At 73.7% G+C, this 21161-nt stretch carries 21 protein-coding genes; 9 read left to right on the forward strand and 12 right to left on the reverse strand.

Annotation, left to right across the window (positions count from 1 at the left end):
• The first annotated feature begins 28 nt into the window (after window positions 1–28).
• The 6 genes from J2S44_RS06455 to J2S44_RS06480 all read left to right on the forward strand — a co-directional run bounded on the left by J2S44_RS06455 (window position 29) and on the right by J2S44_RS06480 (window position 5338).
• Window positions 29–679, forward strand: a complete 651-nt coding sequence (locus tag J2S44_RS06455; protein WP_310409833.1) for a choice-of-anchor M domain-containing protein — start codon at window positions 29–31, stop codon at window positions 677–679.
• Window positions 676–1293: a choice-of-anchor M domain-containing protein gene (locus J2S44_RS06460; protein ID WP_310409834.1), complete on the forward strand. Its 618-nt coding sequence runs from the start codon at window positions 676–678 to the stop codon at window positions 1291–1293. Before J2S44_RS06455 ends, J2S44_RS06460 begins: the two co-directional genes overlap by 4 nt.
• Before the next feature lie 66 nt (window positions 1294–1359).
• Window positions 1360–2883, forward strand: a complete 1524-nt coding sequence (locus tag J2S44_RS06465) for an anchored repeat ABC transporter, substrate-binding protein (protein ID WP_310409835.1) — start codon at window positions 1360–1362, stop codon at window positions 2881–2883.
• 11 nt (window positions 2884–2894) lie between these two features.
• Window positions 2895–3773 carry a choice-of-anchor M domain-containing protein gene (locus J2S44_RS06470; protein WP_310409836.1) on the forward strand — a complete coding sequence of 293 codons (879 nt, stop codon included), beginning with the start codon at window positions 2895–2897 and terminating at the stop codon, window positions 3771–3773.
• Window positions 3770–4483 carry an anchored repeat-type ABC transporter ATP-binding subunit gene (locus J2S44_RS06475; RefSeq protein ID WP_310409837.1) on the forward strand — a complete coding sequence of 238 codons (714 nt, stop codon included), beginning with the start codon at window positions 3770–3772 and terminating at the stop codon, window positions 4481–4483. The genes J2S44_RS06470 and J2S44_RS06475 overlap by 4 nt, the downstream gene beginning before the upstream one ends.
• Window positions 4484–5338: an anchored repeat-type ABC transporter permease subunit gene (locus J2S44_RS06480; RefSeq protein ID WP_310409838.1), complete on the forward strand. Its 855-nt coding sequence runs from the start codon at window positions 4484–4486 to the stop codon at window positions 5336–5338.
• Between the two features lie 40 nt (window positions 5339–5378).
• Here the strand turns inward: J2S44_RS06480 and J2S44_RS06485 are convergent, their stop codons facing one another.
• Window positions 5379–6194 carry an SDR family NAD(P)-dependent oxidoreductase gene (locus J2S44_RS06485; protein WP_310429496.1) on the reverse strand — a complete coding sequence of 272 codons (816 nt, stop codon included), beginning with the start codon at window positions 6192–6194 and terminating at the stop codon, window positions 5379–5381.
• Between the two features lie 127 nt (window positions 6195–6321).
• Here J2S44_RS06485 and J2S44_RS06490 point away from each other — a divergent pair, with 127 nt between their 5' ends.
• Together J2S44_RS06490 and J2S44_RS06495 are read left to right on the forward strand one after the other, a co-directional pair.
• The gene (locus J2S44_RS06490; RefSeq protein ID WP_310409839.1) at window positions 6322–7149 is read left to right on the forward strand and encodes a MerR family transcriptional regulator; all 828 of its coding nucleotides are present in this window, start codon (window positions 6322–6324) and stop codon (window positions 7147–7149) included.
• The gene (locus J2S44_RS06495) at window positions 7146–7481 is read left to right on the forward strand and encodes a nuclear transport factor 2 family protein (RefSeq protein WP_310409840.1); all 336 of its coding nucleotides are present in this window, start codon (window positions 7146–7148) and stop codon (window positions 7479–7481) included. The genes J2S44_RS06490 and J2S44_RS06495 overlap by 4 nt, the downstream gene beginning before the upstream one ends.
• A 43-nt stretch (window positions 7482–7524) precedes the next feature.
• On the opposite strand, the gene J2S44_RS06500 is transcribed toward J2S44_RS06495, so the two are convergent.
• The 10 genes from J2S44_RS06500 to J2S44_RS06545 all read right to left on the reverse strand — a co-directional run bounded on the left by J2S44_RS06500 (window position 7525) and on the right by J2S44_RS06545 (window position 19031).
• Window positions 7525–8244 carry a magnesium transporter MgtE N-terminal domain-containing protein gene (locus J2S44_RS06500; protein ID WP_310409841.1) on the reverse strand — a complete coding sequence of 240 codons (720 nt, stop codon included), beginning with the start codon at window positions 8242–8244 and terminating at the stop codon, window positions 7525–7527.
• Window positions 8245–8459: 215 nt separating this feature from the next.
• Window positions 8460–10085: an RICIN domain-containing protein gene (locus J2S44_RS06505; protein ID WP_310409842.1), complete on the reverse strand. Its 1626-nt coding sequence runs from the start codon at window positions 10083–10085 to the stop codon at window positions 8460–8462.
• Between the two features lie 60 nt (window positions 10086–10145).
• The gene (locus J2S44_RS06510) at window positions 10146–10712 is read right to left on the reverse strand and encodes a GTP-binding protein (protein ID WP_310409843.1); all 567 of its coding nucleotides are present in this window, start codon (window positions 10710–10712) and stop codon (window positions 10146–10148) included.
• A gap of 18 nt (window positions 10713–10730) precedes the next feature.
• Entirely contained in the window at window positions 10731–11096 is a 366-nt protein-coding gene (locus tag J2S44_RS06515; protein ID WP_310409844.1) for a DUF742 domain-containing protein, read from the reverse strand.
• Entirely contained in the window at window positions 11096–11500 is a 405-nt protein-coding gene (locus J2S44_RS06520; protein ID WP_307237910.1) for a roadblock/LC7 domain-containing protein, read from the reverse strand. Before J2S44_RS06520 ends, J2S44_RS06515 begins: the two co-directional genes overlap by 1 nt.
• Entirely contained in the window at window positions 11500–13935 is a 2436-nt protein-coding gene (locus tag J2S44_RS06525; protein WP_310409845.1) for a sensor histidine kinase, read from the reverse strand. The genes J2S44_RS06520 and J2S44_RS06525 overlap by 1 nt, the downstream gene beginning before the upstream one ends.
• A 681-nt stretch (window positions 13936–14616) precedes the next feature.
• Window positions 14617–16344, reverse strand: a complete 1728-nt coding sequence (locus J2S44_RS06530; RefSeq protein ID WP_310409846.1) for a glycosyltransferase family 39 protein — start codon at window positions 16342–16344, stop codon at window positions 14617–14619.
• Between the two features lie 128 nt (window positions 16345–16472).
• The gene (locus J2S44_RS06535) at window positions 16473–16970 is read right to left on the reverse strand and encodes a VOC family protein (protein ID WP_310409847.1); all 498 of its coding nucleotides are present in this window, start codon (window positions 16968–16970) and stop codon (window positions 16473–16475) included.
• A gap of 277 nt (window positions 16971–17247) precedes the next feature.
• Window positions 17248–18345, reverse strand: coding sequence for a Gfo/Idh/MocA family protein (locus tag J2S44_RS06540; protein ID WP_310409848.1), 1098 nt, complete (start codon window positions 18343–18345; stop codon window positions 17248–17250).
• Window positions 18315–19031 (reverse strand): ThuA domain-containing protein, encoded by a 717-nt coding sequence (locus J2S44_RS06545; RefSeq protein ID WP_310409849.1) that lies wholly within the window; start codon window positions 19029–19031, stop codon window positions 18315–18317. The genes J2S44_RS06540 and J2S44_RS06545 overlap by 31 nt, the downstream gene beginning before the upstream one ends.
• A 139-nt stretch (window positions 19032–19170) precedes the next feature.
• On the opposite strand from J2S44_RS06545, the gene J2S44_RS06550 reads away from it, so the two are divergent.
• Window positions 19171–19656, forward strand: a complete 486-nt coding sequence (locus tag J2S44_RS06550) for a hypothetical protein (protein ID WP_310409850.1) — start codon at window positions 19171–19173, stop codon at window positions 19654–19656.
• A 2-nt stretch (window positions 19657–19658) separates the two neighbouring features.
• On the opposite strand, the gene J2S44_RS06555 is transcribed toward J2S44_RS06550, so the two are convergent.
• Window positions 19659–21059: an aldehyde dehydrogenase family protein gene (locus J2S44_RS06555; protein ID WP_310409851.1), complete on the reverse strand. Its 1401-nt coding sequence runs from the start codon at window positions 21057–21059 to the stop codon at window positions 19659–19661.
• Window positions 21060–21161 lie beyond the last annotated feature (102 nt).

The raw sequence follows: 21161 nt of genomic DNA on the forward strand, positions 1-21161 counted from the left end.
TGGGGACGGCTCATCGATGGGAGAACCCATGCGACACTCCATCCGCCTGCTGGCCGGCACCGGGGCCGTGGCCGCCGCGCTGGTCGCGGCCGCCGGGCCGGCCCAGGCCCACCCGGCGCCGACCGTGCTCAGCGTCGGCCACGTCGACGCGATCGACGTGGCGTTCGAGGACGGCGAGCTCGAGCTCGCGATCCACGACGAGAACTCCGACTCCGAGTTCGCGCCGTCCGAGGCCGTGCTGCTGGTCAAGCGGGAGGCGCGGACCGCGGTCCCGGCCGACCCGGCCTACGCGTTCCTCGGTGCGGCCGGTGCGCCGGTCTGGGTGCTGCCGCAGGTGCAGGACCCGCAGCTGCTCTTCGCCGGCCTCTCCGCCGAGGAGCTGGAGCCCGGTGTCCTCGCCGGCGACACCGTGCGGATCAACCTCACCGGCGTCAGCGGCCCGGGCGACATCGCGATCTTCACGCAGGACGCGGTCGGCACCCCGGCCGTGCTCGCGGACGACACCGACGGCCTGCCCGACACGCTGTCCGTCGCCGCCGGCGACCACGAGCACGTCAACTGGGCGTTCGACCGGGCCGGCACGTACCGGCTGACCGTCACCGCGTCCGCCACGCTGGCCGCGACCGGCGAGACCGTCACGTCCGCGCCGGCCGTCTACACGTTCCGGGTGCAGCGATGAGGGGCCGGCTGCTCGCCGCCGCGCTGACCGCGGCCGTCGCCGGCACGCTGGTCGCCACCCCGGCGCAGGCCGCGCCGGTCACGCTGACGGCCGGGCACGTGGACGTGCTCGACGTGGACTACACCGGCGGCGCGCTCACGCTGGACCTGCGGGACGGCACCGGCGCCACCCCGGTCGAGCGGAACCCGGCGGACGTCACGCTCGCCGTGCCGGCCGCCGCGAAGGTGACCGTGCCCAGCGGGTCCGCCTGGTCGTTCCTCGGCACGCCGGGCAGCACGGCCTGGGTGCTGCCGCAGTCGCAGAACCCGAGCCTGCTCTACGCGGGCTGGGACACGACCGGGGCCACCGGCGCCACCGGGCTGACGATCCGGCTCACCGGCGTCAGCGGGCCGGGCCGGTTCAGCGTCTACACGACCGGCGCGTTCGGCACGCCGAGCAAGCTGTTCGACTCCGGTGACGGCCTGCCGGACGGCCTGGCCGTGGCGACCGGCACGCACGCGCACGCGAACTGGGCGTTCGGCGCGGCCGGCACCTACACCGTGACGTTCGAGGTCACCGGCGCGGGCGGACTGAGCTCGGGCGCGCGGACGTACACCTTCCAGGTCTCTAACTAGATCGGGTTGCGGCCCGCTCCACCGGAATTGGAGCGGGCCGCAACGCCACCAGCGTACGGAGAGCAGATGAGGGCGAGGCTCGCGGCCGTCACCGCGGCGGTGCTGGGACTGAGCGGGTGCGCCGCGCCGGCCGCGTTCACCGGTGACGAGCGCCGGGTGCAGGTCGTGACGACCACCGGCATCCTCGCGGACCTGGTCCGCAACGTCGGCGGCGACCGGGTGCTGGTCGACTCGCTGGTCCCGGACGACGCGGACCCGCACGGCTACGAGCCGACGCTGCGCGACGTGCGCAACACGGTCTACGCAGACCTGGCGTTCAGCAACTACCTGCTGCTCGAACCGGCCGCGGTGATCAAGGCGCTGGACGCGAACCTGCGCGACGGCGTCCCGAACATCTCGCTGGCCGAGGGTGCCACGAAGTACGCCGCCGAGATCATCCCGCTGGTCGAGAACGTCTCCCTGGACACGATCTGGCTCGGGCTGCGGGCACGCGGAACCGGCGCGGAGTACGGCGTCACCCGCTCGTCCGACGTGCGGCTGACCGCGACCCGCGCCGAGGGCCCCGGCCGGCTGCTCGCCTACCTGACCGGCTCGTTCGGCGCGCCGGAGATGGTGTTCGACTCCGCCGCGCAGCAGGGCACCGTGGTGCTGCCCGCCGACGCGCACACGCACATGAGCTGGGCGTTCACCGAGCCGGGCGTCTACCGCCTGACGCTGCGCGCGGACCTGGCGATCGAGGCGGACGCCGGCACCGTGCCGCTCGGCGAGAACACGTTCACGTTCGCGGTCGGCGTCGACCCGCACAGCGTCCCCGGCATGGCCGGCGCGGACGTGCTCGGCCACGGGCACGCGGACCTGACCGCGGACATCGACAGCGGTGAGCTGTACCTCTACGCGGACCCGCACGGCGGCGGCGAGGCGCACCAGCACCGGCACGACCCGGCGCGCACCGTGATCGAGGTGCCGGCCAAGGCGCTGCAGGAGGTGCCGGGCGGCGCCGCGTTCCGGTTCCTCGGCCGGGACCGGGTCTACCAGCTGCCGCAGGCGGTGCTCGGCCGGCACGTGCACGGCGAGATCGACCCGCACCTGTGGCAGGACGCCGGCAACGCGATGGCGTACACCGAGCTGATCCGGGACACGCTGATCGGCGTCGACCCGGCCGGCACCGGCGCCTACCGGGAGAACGCGGACCGCTACCTGCGCGAACTCACCGCACTCGACGCCTACCTGACCGAGACGATCGCGTCCATCCCGGCGTCGCGGCGGTACCTGGTCACCACGCACGACGCGTTCGGCTACCTGGCCAAGGCGTACGGCATCCCGGTGGCCGGGTTCGTCACACCGAACCCGGCGGCCGAACCGAGCCTGGCCGACCGGCGCAAGCTCACCGAGACGCTGCGGACGCTGCGCATCCGGGCCGTGTTCCTGGAGCCGAACCTGCGCGCCCGCTCGTCCACGCTGGTCGAGGTCGCGCGCGAGCAGGACGTCGCGGTCTGCGACATCTACGGCGACGCGTTCGACGGCCGGATCACCACGTACCTGGCGATGATGCGCTTCAACGCGGACTCGCTCAAACGCTGCCTCTCATAGAAGGAACCGCCGTGTTGTCACTCGCAGGCCGCGTCATGCTGGCCGCCGCGCTGGCCGTACCGTCGCCGGACGGCCTCTCCCAGAGCCTCGCGCCGGACCAGGGGCAGGCCGCCGGGCCCGCCGTCCTGGAGACCGGGCACGTCGACGTGGGACCGCGGTTCCGCGACGGCGCGTTCCGCGTCCAGATCCACGACGACGAGGCGACGCCGCCGGTCTGGCGCAGCCCGGACGAGGCGGTCATCCGCGTGCGGGACACGGCCGCGCAGGAGATCCCGGACGACCCGGCGTACGCGTTCCTCGGCGCGCCCGCGGGCACGTCCGTGCACGTGCTGCCGCAGACCCAGCGGGAGGACGTGGTCTGGCTCGGCTGGAACACCCAGGACCCCGGCCTGCTGGAACGGGCCGGCCGCGGCGTCACCATGAACCTGCGCGGCGTCCAGGGGCCGGGGAAGCTGACCGTGTTCCTGCAGTCCGGCACGCTCGGCGCGCCGCAGGTGCTGTGGAACTCGGACGACGCGTACCCGCAGGCGCTCTGGGTCGACCGGAACACGCACACGCACGCGAACTGGGTGTTCGGCGCGCCCGGGGTCTACCTGGTCGCGCTGGACGTGACCGCGGAGCTGGCCGACGGCGGCACCGCGACCGCGAGCACCACGCTGCGTTTCGCGGTCGGCGACGCGGCGAGCCCGGACGAGGCCCGCGCCGCCACGATCACGGTCGCGTCGCCGTCCGCGGCCCCGGCCGTACCCGCCGCTGATCGGGGTTTTCCGGGCTGGCTGCTCGGGGTGCTCGGCCTCGCCGGCCTGCTGCTGGTCGCGCTGCTGGTCAGCGTGGCCGTGCGCGGTGCCGCCGTGCGCCGCCGGGCCGAGCGGGAGCGTGCGTCCGCATGAGCCCGGTGCTCTCGCTCGACGGCGTGACGGTGCGGCTCGGCGGCCGGACCGCGCTGGAGGACGTCACCATGGGCGTCTCCGGCGGCGAGTTCGCGGCGCTGCTCGGCCCGAACGGCGCCGGCAAGACCACGCTGCTCCGCGCCGCGCTCGGGCTGCTGCCGCTGGCCGCCGGACGAACCACGATCACCGGCCCGGGGTACGTGCCGCAGCGCCACGAGTTCGCCTGGGACTTCCCGGCCTCCGTGCAGGACGTGGTGCTCAGCGGCCTGGTGCGCCGGATCGGGCTGTTCCGCCGCCCCCGGGTCGCGCACTGGACCGCGGTCTGGGACGCGCTCGACCGGGTCCGGCTCGGTGACCTGCGCACCCGGCCGGTCGGCGAGCTCTCCGGCGGCCAGCGGCAGCGCGTGCTGGTCGCCCGCGCGCTCGCGCTCGACCCGGCCGTGCTGCTGCTCGACGAGCCGTTCACCGGCCTGGACATGCCGTCCCAGGAGGTGCTGACCGAGCTGTTCACCACGATCGCCCGGGAACGCGCGGTGCTGATGGCCACGCACGACCTGGCGGCCGCGGCGTACACCTGCGATCGCCTGATCCTGATCAACCGCACCGTGGTGGCCGCCGCCGCGCCGGCCGAGCTGCGCGACCGCGACGTGTGGATGCGCACGTTCCAGGTCGGCGCGGACAGTCACCTGCTCAAGGCCCTGGGGGTCTGAATGTCACCGCTCGACTTCCTCGCCGACCTGGTGAACCCGGACCTGGCGTTCCTGCCGAAGGCGCTGGCGATCGCGGTCATGTCCGCGATCATGTGCGGCGTGGTCGGCTGCTACGTGGTGCTGCGCGGCATGGCGTTCATCGGCGACGCCGTGGCGCACGCGGTCTTCCCCGGGCTGGCCGTGGCGTTCCTGTTCTCCGGCAGCCTGGTGCTCGGCGGCATCACGGCCGGCGTGCTGACCGCGCTGCTGGTCGCGGTGTTCGCGCAGAACCGGCGGATCAAGGAGGACTCGGTCATCGGCGTCTTCTTCGTGGCCGCGTTCGCGCTCGGCATCGTGATCATCTCGCGCGCGCCCGGGTACGCCGGCTCGCTCCAGCAGTTCCTGTTCGGCTCGATCACCGGCATCCCGGACCGGGACCTGTTCGTGGTCGGCGGCACCGGGCTGTTCCTGCTGCTCGCGGTCGCGCTGCTGCACAAGGAGTTCGTCGCGGTCACGCTGGACCGGGAGATGGCCCGCGCGCTCGGCCTGCGTGTCTTCTGGCTCGACGTCACCCTCTACGTGCTGGTCACGCTCGCGGTGGTGATGGCGGTCCAGACGATCGGCAACATCCTGGTGCTGGCGCTGCTGGTCACGCCGGCCGCGGCGGCGCGCCTGCTCACCGACCGGCTGGTCGTGATGATGCTGCTGGCCCCGGCGATCGGCGCGCTGTCCGCGGTGCTCGGCCTCTACCTGTCCTGGTCCTGGGACCTCCCGGTCGGCGGCACCGTCGTGCTGGTCCTCACCGGTGTCTTCCTGCTCGCCTTCCTGCTGGCCCCGCGCCACGGCGCCGTCACCCGCCTCGCCCGCGCCCGCTGAGCGGACCGCCTCCCCCACGCGCGTGGGGGAGGCGGTCCGCTCAGAAGTCCGCGTCCCGGGAGATCCGCTCGTTGGCCCTGATCTCGGCGAGCTGCCGTTCCAGGTGGGACACCACCAGATCGAAGCCGTCGCCGCCGAGGACGAGTTGCCGGGGCGGCCGCGCGGCGCGGACCGCGTCCGCGACCGCCCGGGCCGCCTTCCGCGGGTCGCCGGGCTGCCGGCCGTGCTGGGCGATCATCGCGTCCCGCACGCCGGTGAGCAGCGGGTGGTAGTCCGCGATCGCCTCGTCGACCGGCTCCTCGGCGAACCCGGCGTAGGCGTTGGTCCGGAACGCGCCCGGCTCGACCGCGAGCACGTCGATGCCCAGCGGCTCCACCTCGCGGCGCAGCACGTCGGTGAGCCCCTCGATCGCGAACTTGGCCGCCGTGTAGTAGCCGAACCCGGCCGCGCCGATCAGGCCGGCGACCGAGGAGACGTTCACGACCGTGCCGGTACGCCGCCGGCGCATGCCGGGCAGCACCGCGCGCAGCACCGTGACCACCGCGAAGAAGTTGAGCTCGAACAGGTCCCGCACGGCCGGCCCGGCCATCCCCTCGACCGAGCCGACCCAGCCCCGGCCGGCGTTGTTGACCAGCACGTCGATGCCGCCGAAGCGCTCCTCGGCCGCGGCCACCGCGTCCGCCACCGCCGCCGGGTCGGTGACGTCCGCGTCGAGCAGGACGGCCCGGTCCCCGTACGGGGCCACCCACCGCGCCAGCTGCCCGGGCCGGCGCGTGGTCAGCGCCACCCGGTCGCCACGGGCCAGTGCCTCCTCGGCGAACGCGACGCCGAGACCGCCGGGCGTACCGCCGGTGATGAACCAGGTTTCGTGTCGTCATTCATGGCACGAACGCTCCGGCCTCCGGCCACCGGAGGGTCCAGGCGGCGTGCGGACCGTCACCGGTGCTGGACCCTCCGGCTGCCGGAGGGTGCAGGCTGGTGCCGTGACCGCGTTGCTGAGCGTCGGCGAGTTCGCCGCGATGACCCATCTGAGCGTCAAGACGCTGCACCACTACCACGACGCCGGGCTGCTGGAGCCGGAACGGATCGACCCGCACACCGGCTACCGGTACTACTCGCCGGCGCAGATCCCGACCGCGCAGGTGATCCGCCGGTTCCGGGACCTGGACATGCCGGTCCGGGACGTCGCGCGCCTGCTGGCGGCGGACGTCGGCGAACGGACCTCGCTGATCAGCGAGCACCTCACGCGCCTGGAGCGGCGGCTGGCCTCGACCGCCGCGGCCGTCGGCGCGCTGCACCGGCTGCTCGCCCCGGACCCGCCGCGTCTGGAGGTCACCCACCGCGTCGACCCGGCCCGCCGGGTCACCGCGATCAGCGACGTGGTGACCGTGGCGGACACGCTGACCTGGTACGCGGACGCGATGGAGGAGATCGGCGCGGCCGTCACCGGCACCGGCGCGCGGCTCACCGGTCCGCCGGCCGGGCAGTACGACAACGAACTGTTCACGCACGGCACCGGCCGGATGACCGTCTTCGTGCCCACCGACCGCGAGGTGCGCTCCGGCCGGGTGCGGCCGCTCGACCTGCCCGCCCGCGAGCTCGCCCTGGTGATGCACCACGGGCCGCACGACGACATCGACGTCACCTACGGCGCGCTCGGCGCCCACCTCACCGCGCACGCGCTGGTCCTCGACGGCCCGGTGCACGAGACCTACCTGGTCGGCCCGCGGGACACGCCGGACGCCACGGCCTGGCGCACCGAGATCGGCTGGCCGGTCTTCACCACCACGTCACCGAAGGGGATCTCATGACCCGCAGCACACTGCCACCGTTGCTGGAGAAGCACTTCCGAGCCGGCGACGACCACGACTGGGAGACGCTGGCGGCGTGCTTCCACGAGGAGAGCGTGGTGGTCGACGACTCCCGCCTGCACGTCGGGCGGGCCGCCATCCGCGCCTGGCGCGAGGAGGCCGCCGGTGCCTTCACCTACACCGCCACGCTCACGCACGCGGAACCGGTCGGCCGGACCGGGCACCACGTCGTCGTGCACCTGGAGGGCGACTTCCCCGGCGGCGTGATCGACCTGCACTACCAGTTCACGCTGGCCGACGGCCTGATCCGGTCACTGACGATCGCGCCCTGAGAGCGCCCGCCGCGCCGCTGGACGCGGCGCGGCGGGCACCGGGTCAGCGGAACAGGCTGACCAACGCCTTCTTCAGCGCGCTGTCGTGCCGGTCGCTCGCCCACAGCGCGGTGTCCAGCGCCCGGCCCTCGCGGCGGGCCTGCGAGCAGTACGCCAGCACGTCGTCCGCGGCCGGCAGGTCCGTGATCGCCAGCGCCGCGTGCGCCCGGTGGTGGTAGGCGGCCTCCTCCGCGTCGCGGACCGCCACCCGCCCGTCGTCCCCGTGCCGCGCCGCGATCGCCACCCGGCGGCCGAACAGCGGCACCAGCAACACCCCGGCCGGCCCCGAGTGCGGGATCATCACCTCGGTGTTCGCCCTGGCCAGCGCGTCCGCCACCGCACGCTCGTAGTGCGGCGCGACCGCGGCCTGGGCCTGCCGGGGATCCAGCTTCGACAGCACGTCCGGCTGCACCGCGGACGGCAGCGAGCCGAACAGCGCGCTGGACACCGCGCCGGGCAGCCGGTCGACGATCGCGACCAGCCGGTCCTCCGGCAGCGTGCGCAGCACCGCCACCGCGGAGTCCGGCGGCACCTTCCCGGCCAGCCCGACCAGCTGGGCGTCGGACAGCATCCCGATGACCCGGTCGCGGTAGTCCCCGGTCATCGCGGGCATCAACCGCGCCAGGTCGGCCGGGGTCAGCTCCTTCACCACCACCGGCAGGCGGTCCGGCGGCATGCCTTTCATCAACGTCACGCCGTTCGCCGGCGGAGAATTTCTGATCATGACTATCAGCTGGTTAACGGGCATCATCCCGCCCATCAGCATGGTGCTCTCCCTGTGGTCGCCCAGCCGCCGAGACAGGCCGTGGAGGACCTGCTTACCGTTTGCTCAGGACTGGATAGCACGACCAGGTTACGAGCGCCATCGCCGAACGGCGCTGATCACACCCCGTTCGACCGGCCGTGGCGGCCCGGTCATCGCCGGGCCGCCACGCTGCGTCACTTCTTGACGGTCCAGGACTGCTTGTCGTGGTGCACGCACCACCAGATGACCACGGGCAGGCCGGCCTCGCTCTGGTTCACGTCCAGACAGTAGTTGCTGTCCAGTCCGGTGTAGAGCGTGTTGTCCGCGATCGTCCACTGCTGCGCGGCCGTACCGTTGCAGTTGGCGGTCTGGACCTTGACGTTGTTCTCGACCTTCGCCCAGGCCACGTCCAGGCAGAGACCGGTCAGGTACGACCGGATCGTGCCGTCCGAGCGGACGTCCCAGCGCTGCGCGGTCCGCGACGTCGGGTTGCAGTCCGTAACCGTCATGATCACGCCGTCGGTGGCCGCGCCGGCGTCGACGCACTTGCCGGTCTTCCAGTGGGTGATCTGCTGACCGGGCAACACCGGCGGCTTCGGCGCGGCCGTGGTGCCCTGCGGCGCCGGCGCGACCGGTGCGGGCGCGCCCGCCTGGGCCGGCGTGCCCGGCGTCGGGCTGGGCGTCGCGGACGGCGTCGCCTTGGCACTCGGGGACGCGCTCGCGGACGGCGAACCGGCGACCGGGGACGGCGCCACCGGCGCACCCAGGCGCGAGTCCAGCCGGTAGTAGTCGGTGTAGTCCGTGACCTTCTTCAGGAACGCGCGGGTCATCACGTCCGGCAGGCCACCGGCCCGGCGCACCGTGTCCGGCCCGGCGTGGAACGCGGCCAGCGCGGCCGCGTACGGGTCGCCCTCCAGCCCGTCGAGCTCGTCGGTCAGCGCGCACAGCACCCGGCCGAGCGCCGGGATCGCGGAGCCCGGCTCCCACGCGGACGCGCCGGGCGGTGCGTACCGCGACCAGACGTCCGACCGGAACTGCGCCACCCCCTGGCGGCCGGCCTCGCCCAGCTTGCCCTCGTCGAACGCGGACGCGGCCATCAGCTCGGCCGCCACCGCGGCCGGGGTCACCTCGGGGCAGATCCGGCCGGCCTCGGCGACCAGGCCGACGTACGCGTCCGGCAGCGGCTGCGCCTCCGGCGTGTCACCGACCACCGCGTCGACCACCTCGACCGCGCCGGCGCCGCCGAACTGTGGCAGGTCCGCGTAGTAGGCGGCGTACCCGGCGGACTCGTCGACGTAGAGCTGCGCCGCCTCCGGCACGCCGCCGGCCTCGGTCACCGCGTCCAGGCCCGAGTGGTACGCCGCGAGCGAGAGCCGCCACGGGTCGCCCTGCACCCCGGCCTGCCGCAGCTCGCCGCTGAGCCCGCACATCCGGTGCGCCAGCGCGAGCGCGCCGGCCGTGGTGTCGGTGCGCGGCGCGCCCGGCCACGGCGCCCACTTCTTCCAGTCCGCGTCCTTCAGGCCGGCCAGGCCGGAGCCGCCCGAGGCGGTGCCGGTGGCGGTGGCGTCGAAGCCGGACTCGGCCATCAGCTGCCCGGCGATCCGGTGCGAGCCGAGCATCGGGCAGGAGTGCGCCGCGCGCAGGATCGCCGAGAGCTGCACGTCCGAGACGGCGTTGCCGGTGATCTTCTCGTCGTCCGCGCGGGCCACCCCCCAGCCGAGGACCGCGGCGGTCAGGACCACGATCGCCAGGGCCGTGCACATGGCCGCGGTGATCCGCCCGGACCGGTCCGCCGGTAACCGGAGACTGATGTTCGGCACGACTCGCACCCTTCTAGACGCCGGAGTTCGGCCTTAAGACGTACGCCGGCGTGCATCAGTTCAACGAGCGGCCGAGGTTCCCGCCGGCAACCGGGTCATCGCGTGCTTGACCAGCGCGATCAGCGCCTGCTTGCTGGACTGCCGGTCCCGCGCGTCACACCAGACCAGCGGCACGGCCGCGCTCAGCTTGAGCGCGCCGCGGATCTCGTCCTCGGTGTACGGGCACTCGCCGAAGAACATGTTGACCGCGGCCACGAACGGGATGCGGCGCCGCTCGAAGTAGTCGATCGCCGGGAAGCTCGCGTCCAGCCGGCGCGTGTCGACCAGCACGATCGCGCCGATCGCGCCGACCGCCAGCTCGTCCCAGATGAACCAGAACCGGTCCTGGCCGGGAGTGCCGAACAGGTAGAGCACCACGTCCGAGTTGACCGTGATCCGGCCGAAGTCCAGTGCGACCGTGGTCTTGGACTTGTCCTCGATGCCGGTCAGGTCGTCGACGCCCTCGCTCGGCGCGGTCAGCACCTCCTCCGTGGTCAGCGGCGCGATCTCGCTGACCGACCCGACGAGCGTGGTCTTCCCGGTGCCGAATCCGCCCGCGACCACCACCTTGACCGATTTGCGATTCACGAAGCAGAGTCCTTTGTACTAGAGGCGCTGGAGTCGATCGAGAATGGTTTCCAGGAGCCGGTAGTCGGCCACGGTCCGCTCGGCGGGGTCGCCCAGCGCCAGGAAGCCCCGCTCCAGCAGCACGTCCACCAGCAGCTTCACGACCGTGAGCTGCTTGTTCAGGTAGGCGGCGAGCTCGGCGACGGAGATCCAGCCGGTGCAGCAGGCGATGATCTCCCGGTACTCCGGCTCCAGCGCCGAGGTGTCCACCGGCAACGCGGTCACCTGGGTGGCGAGGTTGAGGCTGGTGTTGCGCGGCGTGGTGCGCCCGTTGACGAGCATGTAGAGCGGGACCAGCCGGCCACCGGGCTCGCCGTCGTCTCCGTACCAGGTCTCGTCCGGCATTAGGCGGCTCCCTGCGGCACTCGAAGCGTGGTCCCGAGGTACTGACCGATCCGGGTGACCAGGCGGCCCATCTCGTAGGCGACCGTGCCCATGTCCACGTCCTGGCCGCAGAGCACCGCGAGCCGCGCGTGCGGGCCGGCCGCCGCGACGAAGAGCGTGTGCCCCTGGTACTCCACGATCACCTGGCCGACCGGCCCGCTCTCGAACCGGCGGCCGGTGCCGGCCGCCACGCTGTGCAGCGAGGACGCGCCGGCCGCGAGCAGTTCCGCGGCGTCCTGCTGGAGCGCCGTGGACTTCTGGATGATCAGACCGTCCGCGCTCAGGACCACCGCGTGATGCACGTCGGGGACCTGCACCAGCTCGTCGAGCATCCAGGTGAGATCGTTCTGCGATGTCGGGTCCATCAGGCTTTCCTGTCTCCGTCGGTACGAGGTCCGTCCCCCTCGTCGGCGGCGCGGCCGGCCTTCCAGCCTCGCTGGTACTGCGAGAGGCGGGAGCGGGCCTGCTCCGGCGAGCGGGTGGTATCCGGTGCCTGCGGCTCCGGTGCGGGGCCCGGTGGCTCGTCACGCAACTGCTGCGCGAGGTGCTCCTGCGGGCGGCGGACCGGCAGCGGCGGGCGGGACGCGGGCCGGGGTGTCGGCGGTGCGTGGGTAGGTGCGATCGTCTGACCTCCTACGGCGGGGATCCCGTCCCTGATCGCCGGCATCTCGGCGGTGGGGTACGAGTCGTCCATCGGCGGTTCCGCCACGGCCACCGGAGCGGCCGTGGTCGCGGGGGTCTGCGGGGCCGGCGGCTCCGGCGCACGCCGCGGCACGGCCGGGGGCACGGCCGCGGGCGGTGTCATCCGCTCGCGCGGGGCCGGCGGCGTCGCGGCCGCGTCCGGCGCGGTCAGGATCAGGCGGGTGGGCAGCAGCACGATCGCCATCAGGCCGCCGTACGCGCTGGTCCGCAGCGACACCTGGATGCCGCCGCGCTTGGCCAGCTCCGCGACGACCCAGAGGCCGACCTGCGCGCCGTCCCGCAGCGCGGTCACGTCCGGCGTGGGCGCGTCCGCGAGCAGCGCGTTCGCCTTCTCCAGCGCGTCGTGCGGCATGCCGACGCCGGCGTCCTCGATCTCGATGACCACGCCGTGACTGGCCTGGCCGCAGCTGATGAAGACCTCGGACTCCGGCGGCGAGAACGTCAGCGCGTTGTCCAGCAGCTCGGCCAGCAGGTGCGTGGTGCCGGCCACCGCGGCCGCGGCCAGCGACAGGTCCGGCGTGTTCCGCAGCGTGACGCGCCGGTACTTCTGCGTCTCCGCGATCGCGCCGAGCAGCACCCGGCGCAGCGGCACCGGCTTGTGGAAGCGGCGGCCGATCTGCCCACCGGCCAGGATGACCAGGTTCTCCAGGAAGCGCCGGGTCTGCGCGAGCTGGTGGTTGACGTCGAACAGCTCCGCCAGCACGTCCTCGTCGCCGAGCTTGTTCTGCAGCTCCTCGATGGTGCGCAGGCCGCGCTGCAGCGGGCGCTGCGGGCGGCGGGCGACGCCCATCAGCATCGCGGTGCCGGCCGCCCGGGTCGCGGCCTCGTCGACGGCCGCACCGACCGCCACGCTCAGCGAGCGGTTGAGCACGTCCGCGAGCCGGCCGATCTCGTCCTGGCCGTAGTCTCGCGAGGCCAGCTCGACGCGGGTGTCGACCTTCTCCCGGCGGCGCAACCGGTCCATCATCTCCGGCAGCCGCTTGTCCACCATCGTGGCCGCGTCCGCACCGAGCTGCTCGAGGCGAACGGAGAGCGCGCGGTCGACCAGGATCCGCGACTGGCGGACGGCCCAGACGATCGCGGCGATCGCGACCCCGATCGCGGCCAGGCTGACCAGCAGCGCGGTGAGCAGCGTGGTGTTCGCGTCGTCAAGCGTGCGTTTGGAGACCGCGTCGGCCTGCGTGATCGAGAGCTCCAGCAGCGCGTCGGAGACCGCGACGCTGGCCGCCTCCCAGGAGGCCGCGTCGACGTTCAGCCCGGCCGGTGGCGCGTTCCCCCACGGGCCGGCCGCGATCAGCTCGTTCTCCGCCGCGAGCAGGCGCGACCAGGCGTCGCTCTTCAGCAGCGCCTCGTACCGCTCGCCGGCGGCCGGCTCCAGCGCCTCGGACACCTCGTCCAGCTCACCGTGGTACGCGCCGATCAGGCCGGCGAACGCGCGGTGCTCCTCCGCCGTGAGCGACCTGGCACCGTACGCACTGACGATCACCGAGGCGGCGCGGGACATCAGGTCGGAGACGCGGAACGCCTCGGTCGCGGTGTTACCGCCGATCGCACCGTCCTTGGACGGGACCACGCGGGACTGCTCGTCGAAGAGCGCGGTCGCCGCGTCCAGGATGCCGTCGTAGTACTCGGTGACCTTCTCCCGCGACGTGGCCCGGTAGTCGATCGCGCTGCGCTGCTGCGGCAACTGGTCCAGCCGCGCCACCAGGTCGTCCCACCGGGTGGTGATCGAGTTCGGCGCGGCGGCCAGCGCCTCCTCGGCGCTGGAGCGCATCCGCGCGAGCGCGGCGTCGGTGCGGACCCGCTGATCCTGCAGCTCCTGCGCGGCGGCGCCGGACCGGGCCGCGAAGTCGATACTCAGGCGGCGCTCCCGCTGCACGTCCGCGAGCGCGGTGGCGGCCGGGATGGACACCTCGCGCACGCTGACCGCGACCGCGCGGGTGTAGTAGCCGTTGAACACCAGGTATCCGGCGACGATGAGCGCCAGGATCAGCGCCACGACGCTGGGGATGAGGACGAGCCGGATGACCCGCCGGCTGATCGACTGCTGTCGTCCGCCCTTCGCCTGCGCGGCGCGGGGATCGGGTCGCTTCGTCACGATGCTTCGAGGTTCCTGACCGAGTGCGGGCATGCGGGCATGCGAAGAGGAGCTGTCAGCCCTCCCCATCCGCTGATCGGCCACACAGGATCGCCGGGCCCGATCAGCGAGGGCGATTCGACGACCCTACCGAAGACGCCCGGTTTGCACCAGCCTGAGTGGACGCCCGTCCGTCCACAAACGACCCACGCTGACCTGCGGCGGCGCGCTCCCACCGGGCCGGGATCAGGGCAGGCGTGAATTCGAACTCAGTCCGGCCGGCAACCCGTCCGGGGACCGGATCAGCGGCGTCGCGCCCGTCTGCCGCCAGCCGTCGTGGCGATCCGCCGTCGCGGATCACCACCATCGCGGTGATCCGCTGTCGCGGTGATCCGCTGTCGCGGTGATCCGCTGTCGGGGTCAGGTCCGCCTCGGCCGAGTCCGCGTCCGTGGCGCCGTCGGCCGTCGCCGGCGGGACAGCCGGTGGAAACCGGGTACCGCGGGCGTCCCGGGCCGGCCGCGCGCCCGCAGCGGCCCGACGCTGGAACCGCCGCCCGTGTCCGCCCAGTCGCTCGGCGCGGCTGGTTCGTCCCGGATGATCCGCCGGCTGCCGATCCTGGGCGTACGCGAAGCGGCCGCGGCCGAGGCGGCCGCCGCACCGGGATGCCCGTCCCGGTCGGGTCCCGATGCGGCCGCGCCAGCTCAGCCGTCGACGGCGATGACCTTCAGGCAGTCGTCCCTGGTGAGCTCCACGGCGGCCAGCGGGCTCGGGCCGGCCGGGCCGAGCGTCAGCGTGTAGAGCGCACCGGCCCCGAACCGCTCCGGGCCGGTGACGGTGCCGTGCCGGGCGAGCATGGCGGCCACCTTCGCCTCACCGGGTGTGCCGCCCGCCTGCATGCCGAGGTAGACCAGCACCCGCGCGTAGTCGGGCGCGACCTGCTCCAGTACCGGCCCGGACCGGTTGCACGTGGTGTGCAGCAGCAGGACCGGGGCGAACGTGGTCGCGCCCGCGTACCACTCGACGGCCGGCCAGGAGGACGGCGTGACCACCACCAGGTCGCCGGGACGGTACGCCGCGGTCAGCGCCGCGATCGCGGCCCGGTCGTCGACGCCGTTCGTGAGCGGTGCCGGCCGGGTCGCGCCCACCGCGGCGGGCGCGACCGCGAAGATCGCCAGCGCGGCGAGCACGACCGCGCCACCGGCGGCCGTGAGCGACCGGGCCGCGGTCGCCGGGCGGCGCAGCGCGGCCGGGGAACGGAGCACCGGCGGCAGTGCGGCCGCGATGAGGTCGGTGGCGATCGCGACCGCGAGGAACAGCGGCGGCAGCAGTTGCACCGCGAAACGCCCGTAGAGCGGCACCGCGTGCACGGCCGCCGCCGCGAACGCGGTCACCACGGGCGCGGCCAGCACCAGCCCCAGCACCCACCGCGGCCCGCCCCGCCAGCCGGGCACCCGCCCGGCCGCACCGGGCACCTCCGCAGCAGCCGGGCCGGGTGCGGTGGCCGGGCCGGGTGCGGTGGCCGGGCCGGGTGCGGTGGCGAGGTCGGGTGCGGTGGCGAGGTCGACGGTGGTGGAGCGGCGTGGCAGGGTGGCTGCCGCGATCATGCCCGTGACCGCCAGCAGCCAGAAGAGGACGGCGAGCCACCACGGCACGCCGATCGGGTCGCCGGCCAGCGTGAGCGGCCGGGCGAGCAGCCAGCGCGCGGTCGGCACCAGGCCGTCGGGCGGGAATCCGAGGCGGGCGTTGAGCGCGGCGAGCGTGTCGTCGCCGAGCGCGTACCGCAGCGCCAGCAGGTAGTGCGCGCCGACCGACGCGGCCCACAGCGCGATGCCGGCGGCGTGCCGCCGCGCGGTGGTGAGCCAGCCGGTCTCCCGGACCGCGACGGCCAGCACGACCAGCGCGACGCCGGGCGTCGCCATGATCGCGGCGGTGCTGAACAGTCCACCGATCGCGGCCGCGATCCAGAGGTACAGCGCGGGCGGGCCCGCGGCCGGCCGGCGGGTGGCGGATACCGCCAGCACCAGCAGCAGGAGCACCGTGAACGCGTCCGCGGAATACTGTTTGAGCTCGGTGGCGTACCGGATCAGCGAGCCGTTCACCGCGAGCAGCGTGACCAGCGCGAGCGTGCCCGCGGGGCCGAGCAGGCGGCGGCCGGCCCAGTACGCGAGCACCAGCGTGCCGACGCCGAACAGCAGCGGGACGAGCCGCAGCGCCAGGCCCCCGTCGCCGAGCACCAGGTACACCACCCGCTGCAGCCAGAGCCACCCGATCGGTGCGCTCTGGTCGTGGGCGAGGTCGGTGGCGAGACCGGCGAACCCACGGTCCCGGATGTTGATAGCGATCATCTGCTCGTCGAGCCACAACGGTTGGTCCGCCAGCCAGCGGACGATCCGGGCGGCCGAGCCGAGGAGGACGACGAGGAGAGCCATTATGCGCACGATCGGCAGATGATAACGCCGTTTTGTCAGAGTTCCGCAGGAGGGCCGACCAGGTCACCACACGTCATCACGCGCGTGCCGACAGCTTCGATCGCGCTGGTCAGCCCTCGGACGGACGGTCAGGCCGCGAGTTCCCGCAGCGTCGTGTCGAGCGTGGTGAACATGGTGTCATCGCCGCCCTCCCACGGCGGTGCCGGGTCCGGCCGGCCGGGCGCGGGTGACCACAGCCACCAGAGGTTGTCCCACGGGTCGAGCATGCGGGCCAGCGTCGTCTCGCCGTAGAACGGAAGCGGCGCGGTCACCGTGCGGGCACCGCGCGCGACCGCCCGGTCCAGCACCGCGCCCGCGTCCCGCACCCAGGCCTGGAGCAGGCCGGGCCGGGCCGGCCATCCGTCGAGCCGGTCGACCATCATCAGATCGACGGTGCCCAGCCGCACCTGGGCGTGGATCAGCCGCCCGTCCGGCATCGGCGTGCGCGCCTCGACGGTCTCCACCACGTCGAACACCCGGCAGACGAACTCCATCAGTCCGGCCGCGTCGTCGACGATCACGAAGGGGTTCAGCACGGCGGCGCCCTCGGGCACGTCGCCGGCCGCCAACAGCATGGTCTCGCTCATGCCGCCCACCCTGCCGGCCGTACCGGTCAGTTCCTGGCCTGAACTTCGCCGTCCCGCGTCGGCGTGGCCGGCCCCCGGTGCTGCCGTGGGCGGCGGTTGCCGATCCGTGGCCGGTCACCCGGGCCCGGCCGGGTGCGCCGGGGGTGGTGGTGACCGGCCACGGGACCGGCAGGGAGGCCGCCCGCGGCCGACCGGTGCCCGCGGGAGCATGCGGGCCGCACCGCGCCGGAAGCGGGTAGAGCGAATTGTGGGTCCGGGTTCGTCGGGGTGGCGGTGGTCAGCGGCGCCAGGTGGCGGCCGGGGTGAGTGGAACCGGGGACGGGCGGTCGGTGGTCGTGGCGAGCGGGATGCGGCGGCCGTCGGCGGCGGAGCGGAGCAGTGCGGTCATCGCCTCGAGGACGTGCAGCGCGAGCGTGCCACCGGCGCGTGGCTCGGCGGACGCGGTGGTCAGCATGTCGAGGAGACCGATGCCGCGGCCGGAGTCGGCGTAGCCGGCCGACGGCGGGAGCGGCCGCCAGGCGTCGCCGTCGAGCGGGAAGAGCCGGACGTCGCCGCCGAACGTGTTCGGGTCCGGGACGGCCAGCGTGCCGGCTTCCCCGTGCACCTCGATCGGAGGGGCGCCGGTGCGGACGCCGTCGAAGCTGGTGATGATCGTGGACAGTGCGCCGCCGGCGTGTTCCAGGACGCCGGTGACGTGCGTGTCCACGCCGACCGGGATGCGTTCGCCGGCGCGTGTGCCGGACCCGATCGTCCGCTCGCCGCGCAGCCGCGCGCCCGCGCCGGTCACCGCGCGGATCGGGCCGAGCAGGTGGACCAGCGCGGACAGGTAGTACGGGCCCATGTCCAGCAGCGGGCCGCCGCCGGGCGCGTAGTAGAAGTCCGGGTTCGGGTGCCAGCGCTCGTGCCCCGGCGTGACCATCACGGCCAGCGCGGAGAGCGGCCGGCCGATCGTTCCGGCGTCGATCGCGGCGCGCGCGGTCTGCGTGCCGGTGCCGAGCACGGTGTCCGGCGCGCAGCCGAGCGCGACGCCCCGCCGGGTGGCCGCGGCGACCACGTCCGCGGCCTCCTCGAACGTCGCGGCCAGCGGTTTCTCGCCGTAGACCCGCTTGCCCGCGGTGACCGCCCGGAGCGCTATCTCCGCGTGCGCGGCCGGGATCGTGAGGTTCAGGACGGTGTCCACGTCCGGGCTGTCCAGCAGCGCGTCCACGGTCAGCGCGCGGGCGCCGGGCAGCTCGGCCGCGACCGCGGCGGCCCGGTCCGCGTCCAGGTCCGCGACCGCGGTGATCCGGGCGGCCGGGTGCCCGGCCAGCGTGTCCAGGTACGCACCGGAGATGTAACCGGTGCCTACGATGCCGATGCCGTGCGGGTCGCCCACACCATGCCCCTCTCGATGATCGTCCGTACGCTCGGGTGTTCCAGCACGTCCAGGCTGTGCCCGGGGGTGGACACCACGATCCGGCCGGCGCCCCAGAGCCGGGTCCAGACGGCCGGCGAGGTGACCGGCCGGTGCCACGGATGCCACTCCGGCGCCGGGTGCGTGGTGGTCGCGAGCACGTCGCTGAGATCGTCGTGCAGCACCCAGTACTGCTCGGTCGTCAGGCCGAAGTCGTCCAGTCCCGCGGTGATCGGGTGCTCCCGGCCGAGCGCGGTGAACGTGATCCGGTGCGGCAGGAAGTTGTCCTCCGGTCCGCCCGCGCACGCCTGTGGTTCCTTGCTCGGGTGCGTCGCGAACTGCCCGCCGACCAGCTGCAGGTAGTCCGACGACGCGCGGAACGAGTCCGCGATCCCGCCGTGCCATCCGGTGAACCCGGTCCCGGCCGCGACCGCCGCCCGCAGCCCCTTCACCTCGTCGGCCTTGATCTCCGACATGGTCACGCACTGGACGATCAGGTCCGTGCGCGCCATCTCGTCCGCGTCCGCGTACACCGCGGTGTCCCCGGTGACCCGCACCTCGTAGCCGCCGGCCTCCAGGAACGGCAGGAACAGATCGGTCGCCTCGACCGGCCGATGTCCCTCCCAGCCGCCCCGCAGCACCAGTGCCCTCACACGACGATCATTCATGACCGCCATTCTCCGTCGCCCCGTCCCGTACCGCACCGGTCTTCCCGGACCACTCTTGCGGACCGCGCCGGGAGGTCGCGCGGGCACGGTCGTGGAGATCCGCTGAGGGCGGCGGTCCCCGGCATGGCAGGCTGGGGGGATGTGGGAGACCGCCCGGATGGCCGGGTACTTCGCGGCGCACGCGGTGTGGAGCGTGTCCGACGGTGCGACGCTGGTGCCGATGTACGGCTACGAGACGCCGGACGGCAAGCGCGGCCTCGACCGGTTTCCCGGCGATCTGCAGGCCGGCGCCGCCGCGGTGCAGGCGGCGCTGCGGGACAACGCGCGCGGCGCGGTGCACGCGGTGACGGTGCTGGACGCGTTCATCGACCTGCCGGACGGCAAGACCGACGCGCTGATCGTGGAAGCGGCCGGTCACACGGACGGTTTCCTGCTGCGCATGGCGATCCCCTACCGCCCGCAGGACGCGCCGGGTGGCTTCGCCGTGCACCGCCCCAAGTTCCTCGGGGTGACCGGCGCGCCCCAGGAGGAGTACCAGCGGGTGGCGGAGGCGTTCTTCCAGGGCGTCGACGCGCACGAGAAGGCCGGCCCGATCTGGGCCGCGCACCTCGACGAGTCCCGCTGACCTCAGCTCACGCCGATCGCCTTCGTCTCCAGGAACTCCTCGAAGCCCCAGAGGCCGGTCTCCCGCCCGAGACCGCTCTGCTTGTAGCCGCCGAGCGGCGCGTTCTGGAAGTAGTGCGCGCCGTTGACCGAGATCGTGCCGGTCCGCACCCGCCGGGCCACGCTCAGCGCCCGTTCCCGGTCCGCGCTCCAGACCGCGCCGTTGAGCCCGTAGACGCTGTTGTTCGCGACCCGCACGGCCTCGTCGTCGTCCGCGACCGGGATCACGCACACGACCGGGCCGAACACCTCCGTCTGCGCGATGGTGGAGTCCGGGTCGACGTCCGCGAGCAGCGTCTGCTGCACGTAGAAGCCGCGGGCCACGTCCGGCACGCCGCCGCCGACCACGACCCGGGCGCCCTCCGCCCGCGCGGTCGCGATCAGGCCGAGGATCCGGTCCCGGTGCGCGGCGGAGATCTGCGGGCCCTGCCGGGTGGCCGGGTCCGCCGGGTCGCCGACCTCGACGTCGCGCATCATCGCGGCCGCGAGCGCGATCCCCTCCTCGTAGCGGGAGCGGGGCAGCAGCAGGCGGCTGAGCATGCCGCACATCTCGCCGGCGAACGCGCAGGACTGGCCGACCGTGGTGGCGACGGCCGCCCGGAGGTCACCGTCGTCGAGGACGATGTTCGCGGACTTGCCGCCGAGCTCGAGGACGAGTTTCTTGACCGTGCCGGCGGCCTGGGCCATGACCCGCCGGCCGACCGCGGTGGAGCCGGTGAACGAGACCATGTCCACCCGCGGGTCCTCGGTCAGCTGGACCGCGAGCGCCGGGCTGCTGGACGTCACCACGTTCACCACACCGGCCGGGATGTCGGTGCGCTCCGCGATCAGCCGGGCGATGAACGTCGATCCCCACGGCGTCTCCGGTGCCGGGCGGACCACCACCGTGTTGCCGGCCGCGAGCGCCGGCAGCACCTTCTCGATCCACAGGAAGAACCCGCAGTTCCAGGTGAGCACGGCCGCGACCACGCCGACCGCCTCGCGCCGCAGGATCCCGGCGCCGTTCGGCAGCGGACGCTCGTAGCCGTACGTCTCCGCCAGCTCGGCCAGCTGCGCGGCCCGGGGCAGCATCGTGTCGACGGTCAGCCCGGTCGCGGTGACGGGCACGCCGAGCTCGGCGACGTCGATGCGCCGCAGTTCCTCGGCGTTCTCCCGGATGGCGTCGCCGAGCTGGGTGAGGCAGTGCCGGCGGAACGCGTGGTCGGTGGCCCAGTCCGTCCCGTCGAACGCGCGGCGGGCGGCGGCGATCGCGGCGTCCATGTCCGCGGCGGTCGCGTCCTCGGCGTACCCGATGATCTCTTCGGTCGTGGGGCTGATGTTGGCGAAGCGCGAGCCGGACTCCACCAGTTTGCCGTCGATCAGCATGCGGTCGTTCCCTTCGGAGGTGTGCGGGTCCGATCCTCGTGGCATCGCGCGGCCGGTGGCAGGGAGCGAAGATCCAGGGAGAAAAAGGACCACCCCAGCGGT

It is taken from the genome of Catenuloplanes niger (assembly GCF_031458255.1).
In the GTDB taxonomy this organism is placed as follows: Bacteria; Actinomycetota; Actinomycetes; order Mycobacteriales; family Micromonosporaceae; genus Catenuloplanes; species Catenuloplanes niger.